This is a genomic window from Leifsonia tongyongensis (genome assembly GCF_010686705.1).
In the GTDB taxonomy this organism is placed as follows: domain Bacteria; phylum Actinomycetota; class Actinomycetes; order Actinomycetales; family Microbacteriaceae; genus Diaminobutyricibacter; species Diaminobutyricibacter tongyongensis.
On sequence record NZ_JAAGWY010000001.1, the window covers coordinates 1,219,318 to 1,242,845 of the forward strand.

Below are 23,528 nucleotides of genomic sequence, written 5' to 3' on the forward strand. Positions count from 1 at the left end.
AGCGCGACGGCACCCGGTCACGTCAAGAAGCCGCCGAAGCCGTAATCGACTCAGCTCGTCTGCACGGGCCGTCGGCAGCGAGCCGCTACCGGGAGTGCTGGGCGATCAAGGCGGCGGCGAACGCCTCCATTTTGTCGAGAAGGTCGGGAGTCGACTCGTTGAAAGTCAGCTGCATGAGAGTGTTGTCCGTCACCAGGTACAAAATGCATAGCGCCTCGGGATTTCCGCACACGAATGAGGCCTCCTGGGCACCCGCCACGGTGACCGGCATGCCACCGGCGGCCCAGGTCGGATAAGCCCACACGGCGCCGGGGGTGATGCTCAGACTGACGCTACGGACGCTTCCTGCTGGTATCGCGACACCGGATGGAGGACCCCAGGCGCAGCTGACGCTCTGATTCTCGTGAAAGCTGATCGAATCCATCGTGCCCTGGACGACGGGCTGCGGTCCCGTCAGCAACGGAGAACCGAGGAATTGCGGCACCGGCGGCTCGGTCGTCACCTGCGAGCAATCGGTGACTGTCGACCAGGACGTTGGAAGCGAAGTCCACGGCGCCCGAGGCTGCGGTGTCTGCGCCAGGGCTTCTGTGAAGCCGCGGGCTGAACGGGTCGCTCTGTCGATCGACGTTGCGTCGGATGCACTTGTCGCGCGGACATTGAGCCAGTACGAGCCGCTGATCACCGAGACCGTGCAGTCGTGGATCTCGATGCACCGGAGCGCCGACAGGTCGCCGATGTCCGGATTGGATGCGTCGACCTTGCGCTGATCGGCGATGTCCGCCGATCCGGTGCTCGTGTCGGTTGAGACGAGCAGTTGGAGTCCCGAACTCAACCAGTTGCAGTCGAGAACACCGGACTGGATGACGCCGGGGTCGTCGAATTTCGTGACATCCGAAAGCTTCGGGTTGGACACGATGCTGTCGAGTCCGGCTCGTGCGGCCAACGTGGCGCAGTCGACCGGCACGGTCGAATACGGCGGCCCCGGATCCGCGATCGGGCTCGGTGCGGGAGCCGGCTTCGGAGTCGGAGTGCGCGTCGGAGTGACGGAGGGGGACGGCGACACCACGACAGGTGCTGGTGCCGGCGCCTGGAACAACGGCATCCCGGTGATGGCCCAGGCGGCGCCGCCACCCGCCAGCAAGAGGGCCCCCACCGTGAGCGAGACGATCAGTGCGATCCGTTTCGTGCGCGGAGGGGTCGTGTGCTCTCCCGCCACTTTCATCAGCATGGTCTTCATCGCTGCGCTGCGTGCAGCGTCGAATGTCGGCTGGCCGTCCATCATGCACCTCCCAGCGCGTTCTCGGAGGCCGCAGTCTCCGGCAGAAATTCGGCGAGTCTTCGTTTGGCCCGGGACAACCGCGATTTGACGGTGCCGGACGGCACTCCGAGGGCGGCCGCCGCCTGAGCCGTCGTGAGGCCTTCGATCACGCAAAGGGTCACTACGGCCTGGTCGCTTGCGGAAAGCCGGGCGAACCCGGCGCGCGCGGCCACCTCACGCTCTGAGCGATCGAGCCGATCGTCGACGTCCGGGGCGAAGTCGGGTGTCGGCGATGGCGCCGGTATCGACGCCATCGCCAGGTGGTGACGCCGCATAGCGCGTGCCGCGTTCTTGGCCACGTAGTTCGTCGTGACCAGCAACCAGGGCAGGATCGAACCGTCTACCTCATGCACCGACTCCCTGCGCCGCCATGCTTCGAGAAAGACGAGTGCCGTGACGTCCTCGGCGTCGTGCCGCGACCGCATGAGCCGCAACGCCTGGCCGAAGACACGGTCACGGTGTGTTTCAAAGAGCGCGCCGAACGCCTCCGTATCGCCGCCGATGGCTCTCTGCCACAGCGACGCCCCCTCATCCAACGGGATCCCCATGTCCACTTATGTCCGCAGCCTCCGAAACGGTTCCATCGATCCGCCACAATGCTTATACCCGACCAGGTTCGACCGCCTTCGCCGGTGAGGGGGAGCGCTGCAGCACGTCCTGCCGACCGGACTCTAGCATTGGGGCCATGAGCACACGCCCGCGGCACGTTCCTGCAACCTTCGACCTCGAGGGGCGGCTGGCCCTCATCAGCGGCGCGGGCAGCGCGACAGGAATCGGATTCGCCGCGGCCCGGGCGCTGGGCGAGCTGGGTGCACGCGTGGCGATCACGTCGACCACCGAGCGCATCCATGAGCGGGTCGCCGAGTTGCAGCACGCCGGGATCGACGCCGTCGGATTCATCGCGACCCTCGACTCTGAGGACGGCGTCGATCGGCTGGCGGCCGAACTCGAGGCGGCATCGCTCGAGCCGACGATCGTCGTCAACAATGCGGGAATGGTGAACGTCTCGCAGGCGCAGATGTTGTCCGGTGATGTGACCGGCGACGTCGCGGACTGGAGGCGGAGCCTCGAGATGAACCTGACGAGCGCATTCCTGCTCACCCGCATGGTCGTGCCGGGGATGCGGGCCGCTCGGTGGGGCCGGATCGTGAATGTCTCCAGCGTGAGCGGACCGGTGATGGCTTCGCGAGCCGACGTCGCCTACGCCGCGGCGAAGGCAGGCATGGTGGGTCTCACGCGAGCGCTGGCCGTCGACGAGGCGGCATTCGGGATCACCGCCAACGCGGTCGCCCCTGGGTGGATCGCGACCGGCTCCCAACTCGCGAGCGAAGAGGAGGAAGGGCACCGGGTGCCGCTGCGACGAAGCGGGACCGCAGAAGAGGTGGCGTCGGTGATCGCGTGGCTGGCGACACCCGGAGCCTCGTACGTCACCGGTCAGGTGGTCGTGGTGGATGGCGGCAACAGCATCGGTGAGGAACGCACCTAGCGGCCTTTGGTCCGACCAATCGGGTCGGATGTGCCATATATGCCGCGAAAAATGGCTCCAACGGACGTTTTGGTCTAACCTTTAGTATTCCTTGTCCCCGATGGAGGTTCCTCGATGCTGAGTCGCTCCCTGCGCTCGTCCGTCCCCCTGACCGAGGTCGGGATGGGTGCCGCCCAACTCGGCAACCTGTTCCACGAGACCACCGACGAGGACGCGTCTGCGGCCGTCGACGCGGCGTGGGATGCGGGCATCCGGTATTTCGACACCGCACCGCACTACGGCCTCGGGCTCTCCGAACGCCGCCTCGGCGCGGCGCTCGCCGCACGGCCGCGCGACGAATTCGTGCTGTCCACGAAGGTGGGCCGGCTGCTCGTCCCGAGCGGCTATCCGGAAGGTGTCATGGACGACGAGGGGTTCGCCGTCCCGGCGACCCTGCGACGCGAGTGGGATCTCAGCCGTGACGGCATCCGCCGCTCCATCGCCGAAAGCCTCGAACGACTCGGGCTCGATCGCATCGACATCGCCTACCTGCACGACCCGGACGAGTTCGGTGAACAGGCGCACGCCGAGGCGATCCCGGCTCTGATCGAACTGCGCGACGAGGGTGTCGTGCGGGCCGTCGGCGCGGGCATGAACCAATCCGCGATGCCGGCGGAATTCGTGCGCCGCCACGACGTCGACGTGATCATGCTGGCCGGGCGGTACACACTGCTCGAGCAGGGAGCGCTCGACGATCTGCTTCCCCTCGCCGAGGAGCGGGGTGTCGGCATCGTGGCCGCCGCCGTCTACAACTCCGGGTTGCTCGCGCAGCCTCGGCCGCCCGCTGATGCGAGTTACAACTACGCGCAGGCGCCGGCCGAGGTCATCTCACGGGCGAACGCGCTTGCCGACGTCTGCGAGGAGTTCGGCATCACCCTGCCGGAGGCTGCCATCGCCTACCCGCTTCGCCACCCGGCGGTCGTGTCGGTCGTCGTCGGAGTGCGCACGGCTGCGCAGGTCACGGAGACGGTCCGGCGCTACGGTGCGAGCATCCCCGACGAATTCTGGACCGCACTCCGTGAACGAGGCCTGGTGCGCGATGTCTGACGGATCGTCCCACGGGATCATCGACGCCCACCAGCACGTCTGGGATCTGGATCGAGCCGAGTATTCCTGGCTGACGCCCGCGGCCGGCCCGCTGTACCGCTCGTTCGGCATGGATGAGGTCCTGCCGGAGTTGGAGGCGGCCGGCGTCACCGGGACCGTGCTCGTCCAGGCCGCGGACAACGACGACGACACCGATTTCATGTTCGAGGTGGCGCGGGCGAACCCGGTCGTGGTGGGCGTCGTCGGGTACCTCCCGCTCGACGACCCCGAGCGTGCCGCAGCCCGTCTCGCCGAGCTGCAGCGCGATCCGCTGTTCTGCGGCATTCGCAGCCTCATCCACGATCGCCCCGACCCGGGCTGGATCCTGCGAGCCGACGTGGATGCGACACTCGGCCTCCTCGAAGACGCCGACGTTCCGTTCGATGTCGTCGGTGTTCTCCCGGAGCACCTGCGCGCCGTCCTCGCGATCTCCGAACGCCATCCGCGACTGAGGATGGTGCTCGACCATCTCAACAAACCGCCGATCGGATCGGATCAGCGGGAGCCCTGGTCGTCGCTGCTCGGCGAGGTGGCCTCGAATCCGCTCGTCTTCGGCAAGGTCTCTGGACTGTATTCGGCGGTCGGTGAGCCGGGGGACTGGACGGTCGAGTCCATACGCCCCGTCTTCGATCGAGCGCTCGACGTGTTCGGTGCGGACCGCCTCATGTACGGCGGGGACTGGCCGGTGTCGCTCATCGCGGGCGGGTACACGCGGGTGTGGAACGGCACTGCGGAGCTGGTCGCCGGCCTGGCGGAGGACGACCGGGCCGCGATCCTCGCGGGCACGGCGCGTTCCTTCTACCGTCTCTAGGCGGTCGATCGGATGCGAACAGTCAGTAGCGCGCATCCGTTGCGCACCGGAACGTCCAGTTCGATGGCTCCGTCGCTTCGTTCGGGCGAGATCGGGATCGTTTCGTCGATTCCCGGGTGCATGACCTCCCAGATGGCCGACTGATCGGCGATGGCGAACCAGGAAGCCGAAGTGCGACACGAACCGTCTCGGCTTCCGCGAAGACGATCGGGACAGCGTAGCCGTCGGCGACCTCGAACACGTTGGCGATCGCGAGGTCATCTGTCACGGAGACGGGGCGCGGCGACAGGACCCACTGCTTGCCCCGAAGCCGCGCGAGCAGCGGGCCGTAGTCGAGGAACGCCTGATCTGTTCGAGGCGCTTCGTGTGGTCTGAGGCTACATTTACTAAATCGATAAAGCAAGCGTGGCTCCTTGTGTTTCCGGGGTGAAATACTTATCGCTGGTATAGCGTTGCGAAGCGGTGGGAGGTGGAACGATGGCAGACGGATCGCGGCCGAGAGCGGCTCGCCCGACCCTTAAGACGGTCGCGCGAGAAGCCGGCGTCTCCACGACGACCGTGTCGTTCGTCCTCTCCGGTCGCCCCGACGCCGGGATCAGCGAGGCCACCGCCCAGCGAGTCCATGAGGCCGTAAGGCGCCTGGGCTATTACCCGAACAGTTCGGCTCGAGCCGTGCGGACCGGCCGCACTGGTCTCGTGCTGCTGTCGCTGAACATGCTGAGCGACCCGTGGTCGCTCGCCCTGGCGGATGCCGTCAACTCCGCGGCCAAATCGGCCGGCCTGACGACGATGATCCTCGCCGACGGAGACTGGTTCTCCGCCCTCGAGCTCCAGGGCGCAGACGTCGCCTACATCGGGCTCGGGCCGGATCGTGCGGATGATGAACGCAGGCTGGCCACAATGGTCGAACGCGGCCAGAAGGTGGTCGTCTTCGACGAGCTTCTCGAACCTGCAGGCTTCGACGTCATCCGCTCGAAGTCCCTACCGGGGTGCCGCATCGCCGTCGAATCCCTGATCGAACGTCACACCGACATCGCGTGTCTCACCTCGCGCAACAACTTCAGGGAGACGCCTTCACGTCTGACCGTTTACCGCGAAGTCATGGCCGAAGCGGGCCTCGAGGTTCGCGAGGACCGCATTGGGGTTTACGAAGAGACCCAGGCGGAGGCGTACGCGGTGGCGCTGGATCTCCTCTCGGCGTCAGACCGGCCTACGGCGATCTACGCGACGACCGACTTCGCCGCCATCGCGGCGATCAACGCGGCACATCGGCTCGGCATACGTGTGCCCGAGGACGTCGCCGTCATCGGCGTCGGCAATACCCCCGATGCGGGCCTGACCGAACCTTCCCTTTCGACCGTCGGCCCGATCGACCAGTTCGCCCTGGTCGCGGACATCATCGTCAAGCGGGCCCTGGAGGGGCCGGGCGAGGTCGGCGACGGCACGCTCCACGAGCTCGACTGGGTGCTCATCGAGCGGGAGTCGACCCGCGCCTGAGCCAGGACGTTCCGCGTTCTTGCCGTGAGGCTGCGGTACCGTGTCGCGATTGTGCGGCAAATGTTCAGCCGATTTCCACTTAGCCAACTCCGTTGATCACAATTTGCGCGAACTTGTATTCATGTGCTACTTAATCGTTTTAGTAGTTCCGCAGTCACACGCAAACCAATCAAAGGAGATTCAATGCAGCGACGTACCATCCGTGCAATCGGGGCGGGAGTGGCCATCGCCGCACTCGGGCTCATGGGCCTCACCGCCTGCTCGAGCGCGCCGGCCTCGAACGAGAAGGTCACCCTCACCTACGGCATCTGGGACAAGAACCAGGAGCCCGCGATGCAGCAGATCGTCTCGGCCTTCGAGAAGCAGAACCCCAACATCACAGTCGACATCCAGCTGACGGCGAACGCCGACTACTGGACGAAGCTGCAGACCGCAGCCTCGGCGGGAACCGCTCCGGACGTGTTCTGGATGAACGGCCCGAGCTTCCAGCTCTACGCATCGAACGGCCAGCTTGCGCCGCTCGACAACGTGAAGAAGAGCGACTACCCCGACGCCCTGATCAACCTGTACACCTACCAGGGCAAGCTCTACGGGGCGCCGAAGGACTTCGACACGGTCGGCGTCTGGTACAACAAGAAGCTGTTCGACGCTGCGGGTGTGGCGTACCCCAAGGCCGGCTGGACCTGGGATGACTTCACCGCCGACGCGAAGGCACTCACGGGCAAGACGCCGGGCACCTTCGGTGTCGCAGCTCCCCCGTACGGCCAGGAGAACTTCTACGACACGGTGGCACAGGCCGGCGGATACATCATCAGCCCGGACGGCAAGAAGTCCGGCTATGACGACCCGAAGACGATCGAGGGTGTCAAGTTCTGGGTCGACCTGGTGAAGGCGAAGGCCTCCCCGACACTCCAGCAGATGACCGACACCTACTCGGCCGATCTCTTCACCTCGGGCAAGATCGCCATGTACTGGGCCGGATCGTGGAACCCGGGTGCATTCGCCAAGTCGTCGATCGCGGGCAACATCGATGTCGCGCCGCTGCCCCAGGGCCCGGTCAGCAACCAGTCCATCATGCACGGCCTGGCGAACGTCGTCTCTGCGAAGAGCGCTCACCTCGATGCAGCGAAGAAGTTCGCTACCTTCGCCAGCGGCAAGACCGCTGCTGATTACATGGCCAAAGCCGGCGCAGTGATCCCAGCGTTCAACGGCACGCAGGACCTGTGGGTCAAGTCCCTGCCGAACTACAACCTGCAGGCCTACATCGACGAGGTCAAGACGGCTGTCGCCTACCCCGTGTCCAAGAACTCCGCCGCATGGGGACAGGACGAGACAGCGGAGATGACGAAGATCTGGACCGGCGCGGTCGACGTCGAGACGGGTCTGAAAGACCTGGCGGCGAAGATGAACGCAGATCTCGCCAAGGAATAACGACGTGTCCCAGTCATCGACGATGACACGGACGCAGGTGCCGGGCACAACCCCGGCACCTGCGGTTCGTCGTCGCAAGCCGCTGCGCGACTCCGCCTGGTGGGCGCTCCTGTTCGTGGGCCCGACGGCCCTCGGGCTCGCCGCGTTCTACTTCTGGCCGCTCCTGCGTACCGGATATATGTCCCTCACCACCACCGGCGCTTTCGGCGGCGAAACGTGGGTCGGCCTCGCGAACTTCGCGCAGCTCTTCAACAGCCCCGATCTGCTCAGGGCTGCAGGGAACTCCGCCCTGTACACCGCAGTCGCACTCCTCGGGATCCCGCTCGCGATCGTCCTCGCCAGCCTGCTCAACACTCCGGGACTCAAGGGCCGCAGTTTCTACCGCGTGCTCTACTTCATACCCGTCGTCACCATGCCGGCGGCGATCGCCCTGGTCTGGACGTTCATCTACAACGGTGACTACGGCGTACTGAACCAGGCCCTCCACCTGGTCGGGATCCAGGGGACGAGCTGGCTGGCCAACCCGTCGACCGCGCTCATGGCGGTCGCAGTGGTCGGCATCTGGGCGACGCTCGGTACGAACATCGTGATCTTCGTGGCCGGACTGCAGGGCATCCCGGCATCCCTCTACGAGGCGGCCAGCCTCGACGGCGCCGGCCCGATCCGCCGGTTCTTCTCCGTCACGCTGCCCTTGCTCAGCCCCAGCGTGTTCTTCGTGAGTGTCATCACCGTGATCGGAGCGCTCCAGGTCTTCGACCTGCTCTATGTCATGATCCCCACGGGGAGTCCGGCACGCGAGGCGACGATGACGATCGTCTCGCTCTTCTACCAGGTCGGATTCATCCGCAATCAGCGCGGCCTCGCGGCAGCGATCGCCCTCGTACTGATGGTGATCATCCTGATTCTCACCGCCGTACAGTTCCGGCTCCAGCGGAAGTGGGTTCACTATGAGTACTGAGTCGACCGTTACGCGAACCGCGCCGAGGGCCGGCGAATCATCGGCGGCCGTCGCTGTGTCAGTCCGCAGGCGTCGCCGCGCCCGTCAGCCGTGGCTCGTCCATACTCTTCTCATCGCCGGCGCCGTCGTCATGATCTTCCCGTTCGTGTGGGAAGCGCTCACCGCATTCAAGACCTTCGACGGGGCGCACGCCGTGCCACCGCAGATCATCCCGAGTCCGTGGGACTTTGGGAATTTCGCGAAGGTGTTCGCCACTCTCCCGTTCGGTTCGATGCTGACCAACTCGGTGCTTCTCACGATCGGACGGGTCGCCGGCCAGGTCGTGTTGTGCACGATGGCGGGCTATGCATTCGCCCGGCTGAGGTTCCCTGGACGCAACGTGATCTTCCTGGCGTTCCTCTCGGTGCTGATGGTGCCCTCGCAGCTCTTCCTGCTCCCACAGTTCGAACTCATCCTCCACCTCGGCTGGATGAACAGCCTCGCAGCGCTGATCGTGCCCGGCATGTTCAGCGCGTTCGGATGCTTCCTCATGCGCCAGTTCTTCATGGCGCTCCCCAACGAGCTCGAGGAGGCGGCACGGGTCGACGGCGCGAACGCCTGGCAGGTCTTCTACAAGGTGATGCTTCCACTCGCCAAGCCGGGGATCATCGCGCTCGCCGTCTTCACCGCGCTGTGGTCGTGGAACGACCTGCTGTGGCCGCTTGTCGTGACGTCGGATCCCGCCAAGGAGCCCCTCACCGTCGGGATGGCCCAGCTCATCGGCCTCCACTTCACGGACTTCCCGGTATTGATGGCGGCCGCACTGCTGGCGTGCCTCCCCATGCTCATCACATTCGCCTTCCTCCAGCGCCAGTTCATCCAGGGCATCGCGCTGACAGGCACGAAGGGATAGAACCACTTGTCACTACGAATCGGAATCGTCGGCTTCGGCGCCCGCTCGGCACTCTGGCGCGACGTCGTGGTTCCCGGCAACGACGCGGTGATCGCGGCGGTCTGGGACCCGGCCGAGCGCGCACAGCGCAGTGTCGCCGAAGAACTTCCGGATGCGAGAATCGCGACGTCGCTCGACGACCTGTTGAGCTCGGGTATCGATGCGGTCATGGTGCTCTCACCGGACTTCACGCACGCCGAGGTCGCAATCGCGGCCCTGCGCGCCGGTGTTCCGGTGTTCTGCGAGAAGCCGCTTGCGATCACGGCTGAGGATGCGGACCGCGTTCTCGAGACGGCGCGCGTGACCGGCACCCGGCTGTATGTCGGTCACAACATGCGACACCTTCCGCTGGTGCGCACGATGCGCGACATCGTCCGCTCGGGCCGGATCGGCGAGGTCAAAGCGATCTGGTGTCGCCATTTCGTCGGCAACGGCGGTGACTTCTATTTCAAGGACTGGCACGCCGACCGCACCAAGTCGACCGGGCTGCTCCTGCAGAAGGGCGCCCACGACCTGGATGTGATCCACTGGCTGGCCGACTCGCGCAGCGAGACCGTCGTCGGCATGGGCGGACTCACCGTCTACGGCGACATCAAGGACCGGCGCGACCGCTCCGAGGAGCGCATGGGCGAGTGGATCAGTCACGACAACTGGCCTCCCCGCACTTTGACCGGGCTGAACCCCGTGGTGGATGTCGAGGATGTCTCGATGATGCTGATGCAGCTGGAGAACGGCGTCTACGCCAGCTACCAGCAATGCCATTTCACGCCGGACTACTGGCGCAATTACACCGTCATTGGAACCGAGGGGCGCATCGAGAACTTCGGCGACGGCGACGGCGGTGTCATCAAGGTCTGGACGACGCGCGGAGATTACGCCGAACCCGATGAGATCATCCCGATCCCGGCCGCCGAGGGCGGACATGGGGGCGCGGACAGCGCGCTTGTCGCTGAGTTCCTGCGCTTCGTGCGCGAGGGCGGGCCCACGGAGACCTCTCCGGTGGCAGCGCGGGATGCTGTCGCCGCCGGCGAGGCCGCGACGATCTCGTTGCGGACCGACGGGTGTTCCATCAGCATCCCGGCCGTCGCGCCTGACATCCGGCAGTACTTCGAGTTGCAGTCATGAGCGGCGCGGGCGGCGACACGATCGTCGATGTCGACGTCGTCCTGGTGGCCCAGCCTCCTGCCTCACCGCCTTTCGTGTGGAGGCAGGGTCTGCCCGGGTCGGATCGGGGTGAGTCGATCGGCGGCTGGCTGGTCATCACGACCGAGTCCGGGCTGCGAGGCTATGCCCACTGCACCCGGGGAGTCATTCTCAAGGACCTTGTCGAACGCCGTCTTCGTGCCGAGCTCGTCGGTGCGGACGCACTGGCCCGCGAATGGCTGTGGCACAGGATGTGGGAGCTCGACCGGATCGAGGAGTTCCCGATCTACGTTCTCGGACTCGCGGACATCGCCCTCTGGGACATCGCGGCGAAGCGAGCCGAGCTCCCGCTTCACCGGCTCCTCGGTTCGTATCGGGATGCGCTGCCCGCGTACGCTTCGACGACGACTTTCAGGGACATCCCGGAATATCTCGACGTCGCCGATCAGTGCCTGGAACTCGGGTATCACGCGATCAAGCTGCACGCGTGGGGTGACGCGAAGCGTGATGCCGAGCTCTCGCAGGCCCTGCGCGACCACGTCGGCCCGGATGTCGACCTGATGTACGACGGGTCCGCCGGGTTCGACCTGCACGACTCCGTCTATCTCGGCAGGGCGCTCTCCGAGGCGGGATACCGCTGGTATGAGGAGCCGATGCGGGAGTTCAGTATCACGGCTTACAAGCGTCTGGCCGAGCAGGTCGACATTCCCCTCCTCGTCGCCGAGACGAGCGACGGTGTCCACATGAACACGGCCGACTTCATCGCGTCCGGGTGCGCTGGCGCCGTGCGCACGGGAGCTCATCTGAAGGGCGGCGTGACAGGGGCTCTGCGCATCGCGCACCTTGCAGAGGCGTTCAACCTGCGTGCCGAGATCCATGCCGGGGGTCCCGTGAACGTCCAGCTCGCGATGAGCATCCCGAATACGACGTATTTCGAGTCGCTCGTCACCCAGAACCCGGTCGTCCGGGAAGCATCCGTCGACGTTGACGGGTTCGTCCGGGCCGGGGATGCGATCGGTGTCGGGTGGGAAGCGACCTGGGGTGGAGCCGGCGCGCCGGACCAGAACTGACGGATGGGATGCACGAATGACTGAGCTGGTCACAGGCTCGAAGAATGCGCTCGCGATTGCGATGTGGGATTTCTCGTGGCTCGAGCGACGGTGGCCGGGAGGAGGGTACGAGGACTGGGGTCGCGCGCTCGACGAGCTGGTCGAGCGCGGCTACGACGTGGTCCGGATCGACGCGTATCCGCACCTCGTGGCCGAGGACCCCGGCGGGAGCTTCACCCTGGTCCCGGCTTGGGTCATGCACGACTGGGGCGCTCCCTTCGAGGTGACGGTCTCGCCGATGCCTGCGCTCGTCGACTTCATCCGCCTGGCAGACGCCCGAGGTCTGAAGGTCGCCCTGTCGACCTGGTTCCGCCGGGACGTCGCCGACACCCGCATGAAGATCACAGGCCCCGAGGTCCTGGCTGACATCTGGGTCGCGACGCTCGACCATATCCGGGATGCTGGGCTCCTGGATGCGCTCTGGTACGTGGACCTGTGCAACGAATGGCCGCAGCTGATGTGGGCACCGTTCACCTCGGCCGATGGTGACGACCCGCCGGCGGAGATGCTCCGAACATCCACGGAGGGCCAGCAGTGGACGAACACGGCGCTGGACCGCGTGCGACGCGCGTATCCTCACATCCCGTTGTGTTTCTCGATCTCGGCGCAGTTCGATACGGTCCTCGCGGAGGATGTCTCGCACTACGACCTGCTCGAACCCCACGTCTGGATGGTGCTCGCCGGGCCTCGGAACTTCTATGAAGAATTCGGCTACGACGGGAGCGATCCCGGTCAGTACGAACTGCTCGCCGCAGAAGCCCGGCGACTCTATGAATCGAGTGCGGATGAGTGGCGAATCCAGTTGTCGAACATGATCACGGACATGGCGGACTGGTCCCGGTGGAGGAACCTTCCCCTCGTGACCACCGAGTCGTGGGCGATCGTGTGCTGGAAGGACGGGCCGGGACTCGAATGGGGTTGGGTCAAGGATCTCTGCGAATTCGGCGTCGACGAGGCCATCAAGCACGAGCGCTGGCGCGGGATCGCGACGAGCAACTTCTGCGGCCCTCAATACGTGGGCATGTGGGAGGACGTCGCGTGGCACGTCGAACTGACGACGCGCATCCACGACGGGGCGTTGTCGCTCAGCTCAGTTGGTGAACGGGGCTCAGTCGAAGGTTCGTGAGCTCCTCGAGGTCGGAATCGTTCAGGTTCACGCCGGTGGCGCCGAGGTTCTCCTCGAGGTGCTGCAGCGACCGCGTGCCCGGGATCAACAGGATGTGAGGACCGAGGCCCAGGAGCCACGCGAGCGCGACCTGTGCAGGGGTGGCGTCGTGGTTCCGCGCGATCCGCTGGACGGTCGGATGCGCGAAGATGCGGTCACGGTCGGAGCGGGGCCATCCCAGCGGACAGTACGGCGCGAAGGCGATTCCGTGGTCGGCCGTGATCGTCAGGACGTCGAGGGAGTCGCGGTTGGCGAGGCTGAAGTAGTTCTGCACACAGACGATCGGCGTGAGTTCGAGCGCGCGCTCGAGCTGGGCGGCACTCACGTTGCTCAGGCCGACGCCGTCGATCAGCCCGTCGTCACGCGCCTGCACCATCGCCGCCAGCTGATCGTCGAACCGTGCATCCGGCCGGGCGGTCGGGTCGGGCATCCGGAGGTTCACCGCTGCGAGACGCTCCACGCCGAGCGTGCGCAGGTTGTCCTCGATCCCCGCGCGGAGCTCCCTGGGTGCGTCGTACGCTAGGATCTCGCCCGCGGGTCCACGCCGAACGGCCACCTTGCTGACGATCGCGATCTCGTCGCTGATCGGTGCGAGCGCATCCCGGATCAGCTCGTTGACCACGACGGGCCCGTAGTACTGGGCGGTATCGATGTGGTCGACGCCGAGTTCGACCGCCCGGCGCAGGACCCGGATGGCCTCGCCGCGGTCCGAGGGTGGGCCGAACACTCCGGGGCCGGCGAGCTGCATGGCGCCGTAGCCGGCGCGCGCGACGTCATGGGAACCGATGTGGAACCGTGTGGGATCAGTCATGTATCCACGCTATCCAGCTTTGTTTGCGCGCGCAAGCAAACAAATGAGCTGAGGCTGTTCCGCACTAATTCGTTCCCAGCGCACTAGTACAACCAAGTGCGCTCGGGCCAAACAAGTGCGGCGATGGGCCTACAGCGCGGGAGCCGGCCCCGTCGTCCCTTCGATCTGCAGCGTGCACGGGATGAGCACCTGCGGAAGCTCCTTCATCGTTCCTTCGAGCTGGTCGATGAGAGCCGCCACGCCGTGCTCTCCAAGCTCGACCTCAGGGACGTTCATCGTGCTCAGCACAGGGTGCGACATGGCGCCCAGCGCAGGCGTCGTCGCGATCGACAGCACGGATGCGGAGAGCGGCACGGGCCGGCCCACTTCGGCCAGCCGGCTCACGATACCGGGGGCCGCATCCTCGTTGAGGACCATGATCGCGGTGAGGCCGGGCGTCTCTTCGAGCAGCGTGTCGACGATGGACATGCCGCCCCTCTGGCTCGGCTCCGTCGATGTGACGATGGGGTCGAGTCCGCGAGCCGCCATGCCCTCTCGAAATGCCGCCTCGGTGCGGACGTACGGACCGTAGCCGGCGAGGCTCGTGCCTTCCTGCTGGCCCAGGACTAGCGCGATCTGCCGGTGCCCGAGGCCGACGAGATAGTCGAGACCCTCGGCGACCGTCCGGTCGAAGTCGATGTCGGCGTAGGCGAGCTGGGACGGATCCTTTGTCCGGCCGATCAGGGCGAACGTCCCTCCCAGTTCGGTGAGCTTCTGGACGCGCTGGTCGTCCATCTGCACCTCCATCAGCAGGACCCCGTCGAGGAGTCCGTCGGTCAGGAGTTCCTTCATCTCGCGACCGTCATTGCTCACCGGCGAGAGCACGAGGCGATAGCCGCGGTCGCTCGCGGCGACGGCCGCGCTGGTGACGATGGACATGCCGGTCCGGCCGATGCGGTGATCGAGCACGGGGGAGAGCAGCGCGATGATGCGCGTACGGCGGCTCGCCAGTGCGCGTGCCAGAACGTTCCGGCGGAACCCGAGCTCATCCATCGCCTGCACGATTCGCGCGTGGGTGTCGGGTGCGACCCGTTTCGTCCCGTTGATGACGAATGAGACGGTGGCGGTCGACACCCCGGCGCGCTCTGCTACGTCACGCATGGTCGTCACGAGGTGCTCCTTCCCCAGAGTGCAAGAGTCCCGCCCGCTTCGGCGTCGACCTCATTCTGCCCCAAAAGAATCGATTTGGTAAAGCGCATAACTTTTCTGTTGACACCGAAGATGAACCGAAGTAATAATTCCACTCAAGCGGTAAAGCGCTTTACTGTTCGATGATGCGCAGGTAGGAGGCGGCGGTGTCCCGCAACACGATCAACGCCTCCGCGCACCCGAACGAAGACTTCGTCGCCGGGATCGCACACGGCACGGCCCCCAGCCCATCGTTTCGGGATGGGCCGGGGGTTCAACGTGTGCTGGAAGCCGTCGAACGAAGCGCAGCAGCCAGCTCCCGCTGGACGCGCGTGAACACCCTCAAGTGGCACACCACCCGCGTACGCAACATCCTAGGCGTGCGTGGCACCCCCCAAGAAGTATCAGCAAAGGAGCTAATCACATGAGAATGATGAGGATGGCGGCGGCCGTAGCGGTCGCAGCGCTTGTTCCCCTCGGCCTCGCAGCCTGCTCGTCCAGTGGTTCCGGCACGTCGTCCGGCACCGTCAAGTTGACAGTCCAGGACTACTTCACCGCACCCAAGCCGGCAATCGACCCGATCTACCAGTCGTGCGCGGCCGACGGCAAGGTGAGCATCACGATCAGTCACGTTCCCGGAGCCAGCTACATCACGAAGGTCCTCCAGCAGAGCTCGTCGCACACCCTGCCCGAGGTGCTGATGCTCGACAACCCGGATGTTCAGCAGTTCGCCTCGACCGGCGTCCTCGCTCCGCTCGAGGACTACGGCATGACCGGAAGCGGCGAAGCCGACGGTGTACTCGCCGCCAGCACGTACAAGGGCAAGCTGTACGGTCTGCAGCCGGTCGCCAATTCGCTCGCGCTGTTCTACAACACCGACCTGTTCAAGGCGGCGAACCTCAACCCGCCCACCACGTGGGCTGAGCTGGCCGCCGACGCGAAGGCACTGACAGCTCCCGGACGTTATGGATTCGCGTTCAGCGGCATCAACACCTACGAAGGAACCTGGCAGTTCATGCCGTACATGTGGACCAACGGGGGCAGCGAGAAGGACCTCAACTCTTCGGAGAACACGCAGGCACTGCAGTTCCTCACCGACCTCGTGAAGAGTGGCTCCGCATCGAAGAGCGTCGTCGGGTGGAACCAGGGTGACGTCAACAACCAGTTCATCGCCGGCAAAGCGGCCATGATGGAGAACGGTCCGTGGAACATCCCGGCCCTCAAGGCGGCCACCAAGCTCCACTGGGCGTCCGTGCCGATCCCGCCGCGGGACGCGAGCCAGACCTCGCAGGCGCCGCTCGGCGGCGAGGCCTACACCGTGCCCCTCAACAAGGACAAGGCGAAGATGGCAGCGGCCGCGAAGTTCGTCGCGTGCCTCAACAGCGACAAGAACCAGAAGGCCAACGCCGTCGCGAACATGGAGGTGCCTTCGAACAAGGCTCTCGCATCCGAGTTCGCCGCAGCCAATCCCGACCTCGCCTCGATCGTGACGATCGTCGGAAACGGCCGGGCGCGCACTGCGCTGCTGGGGCCGGACTGGCCGGCCGCCGCGACGAAGATCTACACGGCCGAACAGCTCGCGCTGACCGGCAAGGCGACTCCGGCAGACGCCTTCACGCAGGCTGCCAGCCAGTAGTGAACGCACAGAGCACCCCGGCATCGACGTCAGAGAGAGGAAACGAGGCCATGACGGCAACGAACGTTATCGGCACCGAGACGCAGGATCTGACGTCGAGCCGGGGTGCTCAACCACCCCGGCGCCGCAGGCTCACGTGGCAGCGGGCGGCACAATGGCTCTTCATCGTTCCCGCGCTGGCGTACGTCGTGCTGTTCTTCGCGTACCCCATCGTCCAGAACGTCATCATGGCGTTCCAGGACTACACGACGAAGACGTTCTACACCGGCGAAGCACCCTGGGTCGGCTTCGCGAACTACGTGAGTGTCCTCACCAGCAGCCTGTTTCCCACCGCGCTCGTGAATACCGCCCTCTTCACAATCGGTTCCATCGCCGGACAGTTCGTGATCGGACTGGCGCTGGCGATCTTCTTCCAACGCAACTTCCCGTTGAGCGGCGTCCTGCGTTCCCTGCTCCTGCTTCCGTGGCTGCTCCCGCTCATCGCGTCGAGCGCGATCTGGAAGTGGATCCTCGACCAGGACAGCGGTGTCCTGAACCAGACGCTCCTCGCCCTCCATCTCACGCCCTCGGCCATTCCGTGGCTGAGCAGCCCGAATGTCGCTCTCGTCTCGGTCATCCTCGTCAACATCTGGCTCGGCATCCCGTTCAACGTCGCGATCCTGTACGGCGGGCTTCAGGGCATCCCGGCCGAGCTCTATGAAGCGGCCGCACTCGACGGTGCGACGGGCTGGAAGGCGTTCCGCTTCATCACGCTGCCGAGTCTGCGCCCGGTGGTCAGCGTGGTGCTGGTGCTGGGTGTCGTCTACACCCTGAAAGTGCTGGACATCATCCTCGGCCTCACCGGCGGTGGACCCGCCAATGCGACGGACACCCTCGCGACGAGTTCGTACCACCAGTCGTTCGCGCTGTTCGAGTTCGGCAAAGGCGCGGCTCTCAGCAACATCCTGATCATCATCTCGCTCGCATTCACCGCGATCTACCTCCGCGCGAACCGGCGCGCGATCGACGAATAGGCCATCAGATGAAGACCTCCATCACCCGCAGCCTCCCGAAGACGATCCTCGGGGTCGTGTTCGTCGCGATCATGCTCTTCCCCGTCTACTGGATGATCAACACCTCTCTGCAGTCCGGCTCGGCGGCGACCAACGCGACGTTCTTCCCCTGGAACCCCGACTTCAGCGCCTACGCGATCGCGCTCCGCGACCAGCTCGGAAACCTCGGCACGAGCCTCGTCATCGCCATCGGCAGCGTGGTGCTCACGCTCGTGATCGCGACTCCGGCCGCCTACGCCCTCGCCAAGTTCAGGCTTCCCTGGATCAACGTCGTGCTTCTCGCACTCGTGATCACCCAGATGGTCCCCGGCATCGTGATCGCCAACGCGATGTACACCGTCTACAACGATCTCGGTCTGCTCAACAGCATTCCCGGTCTGATCCTCGCCGATGCGTCGACCTCGATCCCGTTCGCCATCCTCATCCTCCGGGCGTTCATGGTGTCGATCCCGGTGACGCTGATCGAAGCCGCTCGCGTCGACGGGGCGAGCCAGTTCAGGGCGTTCCGCTCGATCGTGGTCCCGATCAGCCGCAACTCGATCATCACCGCGGGGCTGTTCAGTTTCCTCTTCGCCTGGAGCGACTTCCTCTTCGCACTCACCTTGACCACCGGAACGACCGTCCGGCCGATCACTCTCGGCATCTATACCTACCTGACAGCGAACGTGCAGGGCTGGGCTCCCGTCATGGCGACCTCAGTGCTCGCATCCGTTCCCGCGATCCTTCTCCTGCTCTTCGCCCAACGCTTCATCGCTGAGGGCGCCCTGGGCGGCGCCCTCAAGTAGCCGCGCCCGCCCAGCCGACCATCCGCCCATCCATCCGAACGGACCCGACATGCCAGTTGAAGCACCGACCGACCGCCCGATCCGCGTTCTGGTCTGGGGCGAGAACCGCCACGAGAAGCTTCAGCCGAACGTGGCCGCGATCTACCCCGACGGAATGCACGCGACGATCGCCGAAGGCATCCGCGAGAACCTCGGCGACGGCGCGAACGTGGAGACGGCGACGCTCGACGACCCCGAGCACGGACTGACGGAGAAGGTTCTCGCCAACCTCGACGTCCTCGTCTGGTGGGGTCACGCAGCCCACGACGAGGTGGCGGATGCGGTGGTCGAGCGGGTGCATCGCCACGTTCTCGAGGGGCTCGGGCTGGTGGTGCTGCATTCGGGTCACTGGTCGAAGATCTTCGGCAAGCTCATGGGGACGACCTGCACGTTGCGCTGGCGGAGCGATCGCGATCGCGAGCTGGTCTGGACGATCGATCCGACCCACCCGATCGCGCAGGGCATCCCGAATCCGATCGTCATCCCCGAACAGGAGATGTACGGCGAATTCTTCGACGTGCCGAAGCCCGACGAGATCATCTTCGTCAGCGGGTTCACCGGTGGCGAGGTGTTCAGGAGCGGGATCACCTACCGTCGCGGATTCGGCAGGATCTTCTACTTCAGCCCGGGCGATCAGGACTACCCGGTCTACCACCACAAGGACGTGCGCAAGGTCATCGCGAACGGTGTCGAGTGGGTGAGGACGGTGCGTGCCGATCGGGCCACGCCCACCCTTCTCCGGTACGACCGCGACGACTTTTACACCGGTCACGGCTATGAGGGGGCGATGCACAATTGACGTACTTCAACACGCTCGCTGACATCGATCGCCCTGTGCGGATGGTCCAGATCGGGGCCGGAGGGATGGGGCGAGCCTGGCTCGAAACGCTCGTCCGATCCGCCGACGCTGACATCGTCGGCCTCGTCGACCTCGATCTCGGCTCCGCACGGGAGGCCGCTGCATCGATCGGCCGACCCGACCTGCCGATCGCACGCAGCCTGACGGACCTCGCCATCGACCCGGGCGCGGATGCAGTGCTCAACGTCACCGTCCCGGCCGCTCATCACGCCGTCACCACCCAGGCACTTCTGCTCGGGCTGGCGGTGCTCTCGGAGAAGCCGGCTGCGCCGACCGTCGCCGAAGCGCTCTCGCTCGCAGCGACTGCGGAGGTGACCGGACAGCTCCTGATGGTCAGCCAGTCCCGGCGCTACTTCCGTCAACTCGCCGCGTTCAGGAGGGAGGTTCGCAATACCGGACCGGTGGGCCTCCTGTCCAACCAGTTCTTCAGAGCAGCGCATTTCGGGGGCTTCCGCGAGGAGATGGCGTACCCCCTGCTCGTGGACATGGCCATCCACCCGTTCGACGTCGCCCGCTATCTGCTGGGCTGCGAGCCGGTGGCGGTCTATTGCGACTCGTTCAATCCCAGCTGGAGCTGGTATGCGGGCGACGCATCCGCTGTCGCGCTCTTCGAGTTCGAAGGGGATGCACGGTTCGAGTACACCGGAAGCTGGTGCAGCCCCGGGGCGGAGACATCCTGGAACGGATCCTGGCGCGCAAGCACTGCAGGAGCCACTGTTCTCTGGGACGGCGAAGGCGCACCCGTGATCGAAGGGACTGGTGCTGCGGACATCGCTGCGGACGACGCCCCCGAGGAGATCGCCGGGGCCCTCGCCGAATTCGTCACCGCACTGCGCTCGGGAGCCGTTCCGTGGGGGGAGATCCACGACAACGTCGGCAGCCTCGCGATGGTCGAGGCCGCGGTCCGCTCGGCGTCCACCAGGACGCGCATCCTGATCGCCGACGTCGTCGAGCTCGCCTACTCCCAGGCGCTCGCCGCCGACGAGCGGGCCGCCGTTCACGACCAGCTTCGCGGGTGGGGATCCGGTTCTGCCGGGCTGGATCCGGCCGCACGACTCGAACGTCTCGCATAGCGACGATCCCTCCACGACGACAGCGAAGGACATCATCCATGCCCCTGTTTCAGCGTCTCGACGACGGCCTCGAAATCCGTCACCGCCATGAGGTCATCCGTATCCAGTCCTGGGGTCGCGACAGCCTCCGAGTGCGTGCCGCGCTCCACACCATCTCGCCGGACGACCACGGTGCACTGGATCATCCGCCGCTCGCCGACGGGCCGACGGTCGAGGTGGGCGTCGATCGGGCCGAGATCACGCAGGGCCGGATCAGGGTCGTCGCGACGCTGGACCGCTCGGAGGCCAACCCCGAGGTGCTGCTCGCGTTCGTCGACGCCGTGACCGGTCGCGAGCTGCTCCGTGAGCAGCGGGAGCACTTCTGGTCACCGGGAGCGCGCGTCTACCTCGGCAATCGCGCCGGAGCCTACGAACTCCATCAGCAGTTCGCGTCCTACGACGACGAGCTGCTCTTCGGCATGGGCCAGCGGACGCACGGGCGGCTGAACCTCAAAGGCCTCGCGCTCGACCTGGTGCAGCGCAACGGTGAGGTCAACATTCCGTTCGTGCTGTCCAATCGCGGGTACGGCCTGCTGTGGAATCTTCCCGCAGTGGGCCGGGTGGAGTTCGCCGTGAACGGAACACGGTGGCAGGCGGAGCAGGGTCGTCAGATCGACTACTGGATCACGGCCGGCGCGACGCCGGCGGACATCCTCGCGTCCTACGCGGATGCGACCGGGCATGTTCCCGAGCTGCCGTCGTGGGCTAGCGGTTTCTGGCAGTCGAAGCTGCGCTACCGCACGCAGGCGGAGCTGCTCGACGTCGCGCGCGAATTCGCACGACGCGAGCTGCCTCTCTCGGTGATCGTCTCCGACTACTTCCACTGGACGGCAATGGGTGACTATCGGTTCGACCCTGAGGAATGGCCGGACCCCACGGCGATGGTCGACGAGTTGCGCGAACTCGGCGTGGAGCTCATGGTCTCGGTGTGGCCCACCGTGTCGCCGCTCTCCGAGAACTACGCGGACTACCGGGATCGCGGTCTGCTCGTCGCCAGCGACCAGGGCATCGAGGCGCACCAGTCGGTCCGCGACAAGGGTATGGCGGAGCCGATGGCCGTCAGCTTCTACGACCCCACCAACCCGGAGACCCGCGAATACGTCTGGGACCTCATCCGGCGCAACTACGTGTCGCATGGCATCGGGATCTGGTGGCTGGACGCCTCCGAGCCCGAGCTGAACCCGTCGCATCCGTCGAATCTGTCGCTCTTTGCCGGCCCCGGCGCGCAGGTCGTCAACATCTATCCGCGCGACAACGCCCGGCTCTTCGCCGAGGGGATGGCGGCAGACGGTCTCGCCCCGACTGTGCTGTTCTCCCGTTCGGCGTGGGCCGGCTCGCAGAAATACGGCACGGCCGTCTGGTCGGGCGACATCCCGGCGACCTGGGAGTCCCTGGCGATCCAGGTCCGGGCCGGTCTGAACATCGCGCTCTCCGGCATCCCGTGGTGGACCACCGACATCGGCGGCTTCCACGGTGGTGACGCATCCGACCCGCGCTACCGCGAACTGGTGATCCGGTGGTTCCAGTTCGGCGTGTTCTGTCCGATCTTCCGGCTGCACGGAGACCGCGAACCGCGCAACTCCAACGGCTACGCGGCGAGTGGTGGGCCAAACGAGCCCTGGTCGTTCGGCGATGAGGCGTACGAGATCATCGCGGGCATCATCCGGCTTCGCGAGCGGTTGCGGCCGTACGTCCACGAGCAGATGGAGCTCGCGGCGCGTACCGGGCTCCCGCCGATGAGACCGCTGTTCGTCGACTTCCCCTCCGATGAGGCCGCGTGGTCGATCGAGGACCAGTTCATGTTCGGGCCTGACATTCTCGTCGCACCGGTCCTCGCCCCCGGCCAGACCTCACGAGCGGTCTACCTGCCCGCCGGCGGGACGTGGACGGATGCGTGGACCGGCGAGACCCTGACCGGCGGGCAGATCGTGATGGTCGACGCGCCGCTCGAGCGCATCCCGGTGTTCACGTTCGAAGGCGCGGTGCTGCCGCTGCTGCCGGCCGAGCGGCCCGAGCCCGCTGTCAGTGCGACGACGGACGAGTTCGACCAGGCACTGCGCTAAGAGCTGGCCGTGCCCGGCCTGCCGGGCACCTCGCCCTGACGGACGGAAGCGTCGCACTACCTTCGTCCCGTCGCCCTAGGTCTACGTAGTGCGCTCGGAAGGAAGTAGTGCGGCAGGCGTGAATGTTGCGCTGTGTGACCGGCGGGTGGCGTGCATCCGCCGGCCTTACGTACTCTGGCGTGCATGACGCAACCGCTGGACCACAGCCTTCAGGACACTCTGCTCGAGTGCCATGACGGCTGCGCAGCGACCGCTCCGGGGCACGGGCTGTCGCTGATCCAGGAGCGGCTGGCCTCGGCCACGCCCGGCAAATGGGCGGATGCGGTGGTCGTCGCCGTGTCGGCGGCGGGCTGGATCGAGGTGGCTGTGCTCGCAGACGACAGCACGCACGTGCTGTGGAACCACGCCGACCGCACCGGTTCGGTGAGCGTCGGCGACCCTGTGGCCGTGCACTCGGTCTACGACGTACTGGCCGTCGGCGGCGCGAACTTCAACGTCCTCCGCGCCGGCGCTCTGTAAGAAGCGGCTACTTCATCGCTTTCATCGAGGTCATCATGGCCTCGCACGCTGCAGCCATCTCCTGACACGCTTTCGCGCACATCCGGCACTGCTCGTTCATGTCGACGTGCATCGTGCACTCTGCGGCGCACGCGGTCCCCATGACCATGCACGCCTGCATCATCGCCATCATGCTGTCCATGTCCATCGCGGCGGGGCGCATCATCATCCGCATCATGGTGTTGCTCATGTCGGCGCAGTTCATGCACATCGAAGCGCACTTCTCCATGCCCGCCATGCCCAGCGAACCGTCAGCGCACATCGTGCAGGCCTGCTCGCAGGCCGAGCACGCCTCCACGAGATTCTGCGCGGCCACCATGTCCATGCCCTCCATCATCGAGGTGCTCATCATCATGCTCATGTCCATGCGAATCTCCCTGGGTCGACTGCAGCCTTTGTGCGCGATTTTACGCGCGGCCCCGAACGAGGGATAGGGGTCGCGCAGACGCGGCGGACGCTGTCTCGCCGCACG

At 65.8% G+C, this 23,528-nt stretch carries 22 protein-coding genes; 17 read left to right on the top strand and 5 right to left on the bottom strand.

Annotated features, from left to right (window positions below; genetic code table 11):
• Window positions 1–85: 85 nt before the first annotated feature.
• Together G3T36_RS19575 and G3T36_RS05925 are read right to left on the bottom strand one after the other, a co-directional pair.
• Entirely contained in the window at window positions 86–1,282 is a 1,197-nt protein-coding gene (locus tag G3T36_RS19575) for a hypothetical protein (protein WP_205245036.1), read from the bottom strand.
• Complete coding sequence (locus G3T36_RS05925) at window positions 1,279–1,866, bottom strand: RNA polymerase sigma factor (RefSeq protein WP_163288623.1); 588 nt, start codon at window positions 1,864–1,866, stop codon at window positions 1,279–1,281. The genes G3T36_RS19575 and G3T36_RS05925 overlap by 4 nt, the downstream gene beginning before the upstream one ends.
• Before the next feature lie 137 nt (window positions 1,867–2,003).
• Here G3T36_RS05925 and G3T36_RS05930 point away from each other — a divergent pair, with 137 nt between their 5' ends.
• The 10 genes from G3T36_RS05930 to G3T36_RS05975 all read left to right on the top strand — a co-directional run bounded on the left by G3T36_RS05930 (window position 2,004) and on the right by G3T36_RS05975 (window position 12,935).
• Window positions 2,004–2,804 (top strand): SDR family NAD(P)-dependent oxidoreductase, encoded by an 801-nt coding sequence (locus tag G3T36_RS05930; RefSeq protein ID WP_163288624.1) that lies wholly within the window; start codon window positions 2,004–2,006, stop codon window positions 2,802–2,804.
• A gap of 114 nt (window positions 2,805–2,918) precedes the next feature.
• A complete protein-coding gene (locus G3T36_RS05935) occupies window positions 2,919–3,890 on the top strand; it encodes an aldo/keto reductase (protein WP_163288625.1) in 972 nt (323 codons plus the stop codon).
• A complete protein-coding gene (locus tag G3T36_RS05940; RefSeq protein WP_163288626.1) occupies window positions 3,883–4,740 on the top strand; it encodes an amidohydrolase family protein in 858 nt (285 codons plus the stop codon). Before G3T36_RS05935 ends, G3T36_RS05940 begins: the two co-directional genes overlap by 8 nt.
• A 477-nt stretch (window positions 4,741–5,217) precedes the next feature.
• Window positions 5,218–6,237: a LacI family DNA-binding transcriptional regulator gene (locus G3T36_RS05945; RefSeq protein WP_163288627.1), complete on the top strand. Its 1,020-nt coding sequence runs from the start codon at window positions 5,218–5,220 to the stop codon at window positions 6,235–6,237.
• A 183-nt stretch (window positions 6,238–6,420) separates the two neighbouring features.
• The gene (locus tag G3T36_RS05950; RefSeq protein WP_163288628.1) at window positions 6,421–7,668 is read left to right on the top strand and encodes an ABC transporter substrate-binding protein; all 1,248 of its coding nucleotides are present in this window, start codon (window positions 6,421–6,423) and stop codon (window positions 7,666–7,668) included.
• A gap of 4 nt (window positions 7,669–7,672) precedes the next feature.
• Entirely contained in the window at window positions 7,673–8,626 is a 954-nt protein-coding gene (locus G3T36_RS05955; protein ID WP_338031478.1) for a carbohydrate ABC transporter permease, read from the top strand.
• Between the two features lie 55 nt (window positions 8,627–8,681).
• A complete protein-coding gene (locus G3T36_RS05960) occupies window positions 8,682–9,518 on the top strand; it encodes an ABC transporter permease subunit (RefSeq protein WP_163289106.1) in 837 nt (278 codons plus the stop codon).
• 6 nt (window positions 9,519–9,524) lie between these two features.
• Window positions 9,525–10,682, top strand: a complete 1,158-nt coding sequence (locus tag G3T36_RS05965) for a Gfo/Idh/MocA family protein (RefSeq protein ID WP_163288629.1) — start codon at window positions 9,525–9,527, stop codon at window positions 10,680–10,682.
• A complete protein-coding gene (locus tag G3T36_RS05970) occupies window positions 10,679–11,770 on the top strand; it encodes an enolase C-terminal domain-like protein (RefSeq protein WP_163288630.1) in 1,092 nt (363 codons plus the stop codon). The genes G3T36_RS05965 and G3T36_RS05970 overlap by 4 nt, the downstream gene beginning before the upstream one ends.
• 16 nt (window positions 11,771–11,786) lie before the next feature.
• Complete coding sequence (locus G3T36_RS05975) at window positions 11,787–12,935, top strand: cellulase-like family protein (RefSeq protein ID WP_163288631.1); 1,149 nt, start codon at window positions 11,787–11,789, stop codon at window positions 12,933–12,935.
• On the opposite strand, the gene G3T36_RS05980 is transcribed toward G3T36_RS05975, so the two are convergent.
• Both G3T36_RS05980 and G3T36_RS05985 read right to left on the bottom strand, forming a co-directional pair.
• Window positions 12,895–13,785 (bottom strand): aldo/keto reductase, encoded by an 891-nt coding sequence (locus G3T36_RS05980; RefSeq protein ID WP_163288632.1) that lies wholly within the window; start codon window positions 13,783–13,785, stop codon window positions 12,895–12,897. The two genes, G3T36_RS05975 and G3T36_RS05980, sit on opposite strands and share 41 nt — an antisense overlap.
• A gap of 129 nt (window positions 13,786–13,914) precedes the next feature.
• Window positions 13,915–14,925 (bottom strand): LacI family DNA-binding transcriptional regulator, encoded by a 1,011-nt coding sequence (locus G3T36_RS05985; RefSeq protein ID WP_193571010.1) that lies wholly within the window; start codon window positions 14,923–14,925, stop codon window positions 13,915–13,917.
• A 451-nt stretch (window positions 14,926–15,376) separates the two neighbouring features.
• Between G3T36_RS05985 and G3T36_RS05990 the strand changes: the two genes are divergently transcribed.
• The 7 genes from G3T36_RS05990 (at window position 15,377) to G3T36_RS06020 (ending at window position 23,017) form a co-directional block, all read left to right on the top strand.
• On the top strand, window positions 15,377–16,588 hold the full coding sequence (locus G3T36_RS05990) for a sugar ABC transporter substrate-binding protein (protein ID WP_163288634.1): 1,212 nt from the start codon (window positions 15,377–15,379) through the stop codon (window positions 16,586–16,588).
• A gap of 50 nt (window positions 16,589–16,638) precedes the next feature.
• On the top strand, window positions 16,639–17,601 hold the full coding sequence (locus G3T36_RS05995) for a carbohydrate ABC transporter permease (RefSeq protein WP_163288635.1): 963 nt from the start codon (window positions 16,639–16,641) through the stop codon (window positions 17,599–17,601).
• 8 nt (window positions 17,602–17,609) lie between these two features.
• Entirely contained in the window at window positions 17,610–18,425 is an 816-nt protein-coding gene (locus G3T36_RS06000) for a carbohydrate ABC transporter permease (RefSeq protein ID WP_163288636.1), read from the top strand.
• Between the two features lie 49 nt (window positions 18,426–18,474).
• Window positions 18,475–19,263: a ThuA domain-containing protein gene (locus G3T36_RS06005; RefSeq protein ID WP_163288637.1), complete on the top strand. Its 789-nt coding sequence runs from the start codon at window positions 18,475–18,477 to the stop codon at window positions 19,261–19,263.
• Window positions 19,260–20,396, top strand: coding sequence for a Gfo/Idh/MocA family protein (locus G3T36_RS06010; RefSeq protein WP_240148252.1), 1,137 nt, complete (start codon window positions 19,260–19,262; stop codon window positions 20,394–20,396). The genes G3T36_RS06005 and G3T36_RS06010 overlap by 4 nt, the downstream gene beginning before the upstream one ends.
• A gap of 38 nt (window positions 20,397–20,434) precedes the next feature.
• Complete coding sequence (locus G3T36_RS06015; RefSeq protein ID WP_163288638.1) at window positions 20,435–22,498, top strand: glycoside hydrolase family 31 protein; 2,064 nt, start codon at window positions 20,435–20,437, stop codon at window positions 22,496–22,498.
• Window positions 22,499–22,681: 183 nt separating this feature from the next.
• Entirely contained in the window at window positions 22,682–23,017 is a 336-nt protein-coding gene (locus G3T36_RS06020) for a hypothetical protein (protein WP_163288639.1), read from the top strand.
• Window positions 23,018–23,024: 7 nt separating this feature from the next.
• On the opposite strand, the gene G3T36_RS06025 is transcribed toward G3T36_RS06020, so the two are convergent.
• Window positions 23,025–23,423: a four-helix bundle copper-binding protein gene (locus G3T36_RS06025; protein ID WP_163288640.1), complete on the bottom strand. Its 399-nt coding sequence runs from the start codon at window positions 23,421–23,423 to the stop codon at window positions 23,025–23,027.
• Between the last annotated feature and the right edge of the window lie 105 nt (window positions 23,424–23,528).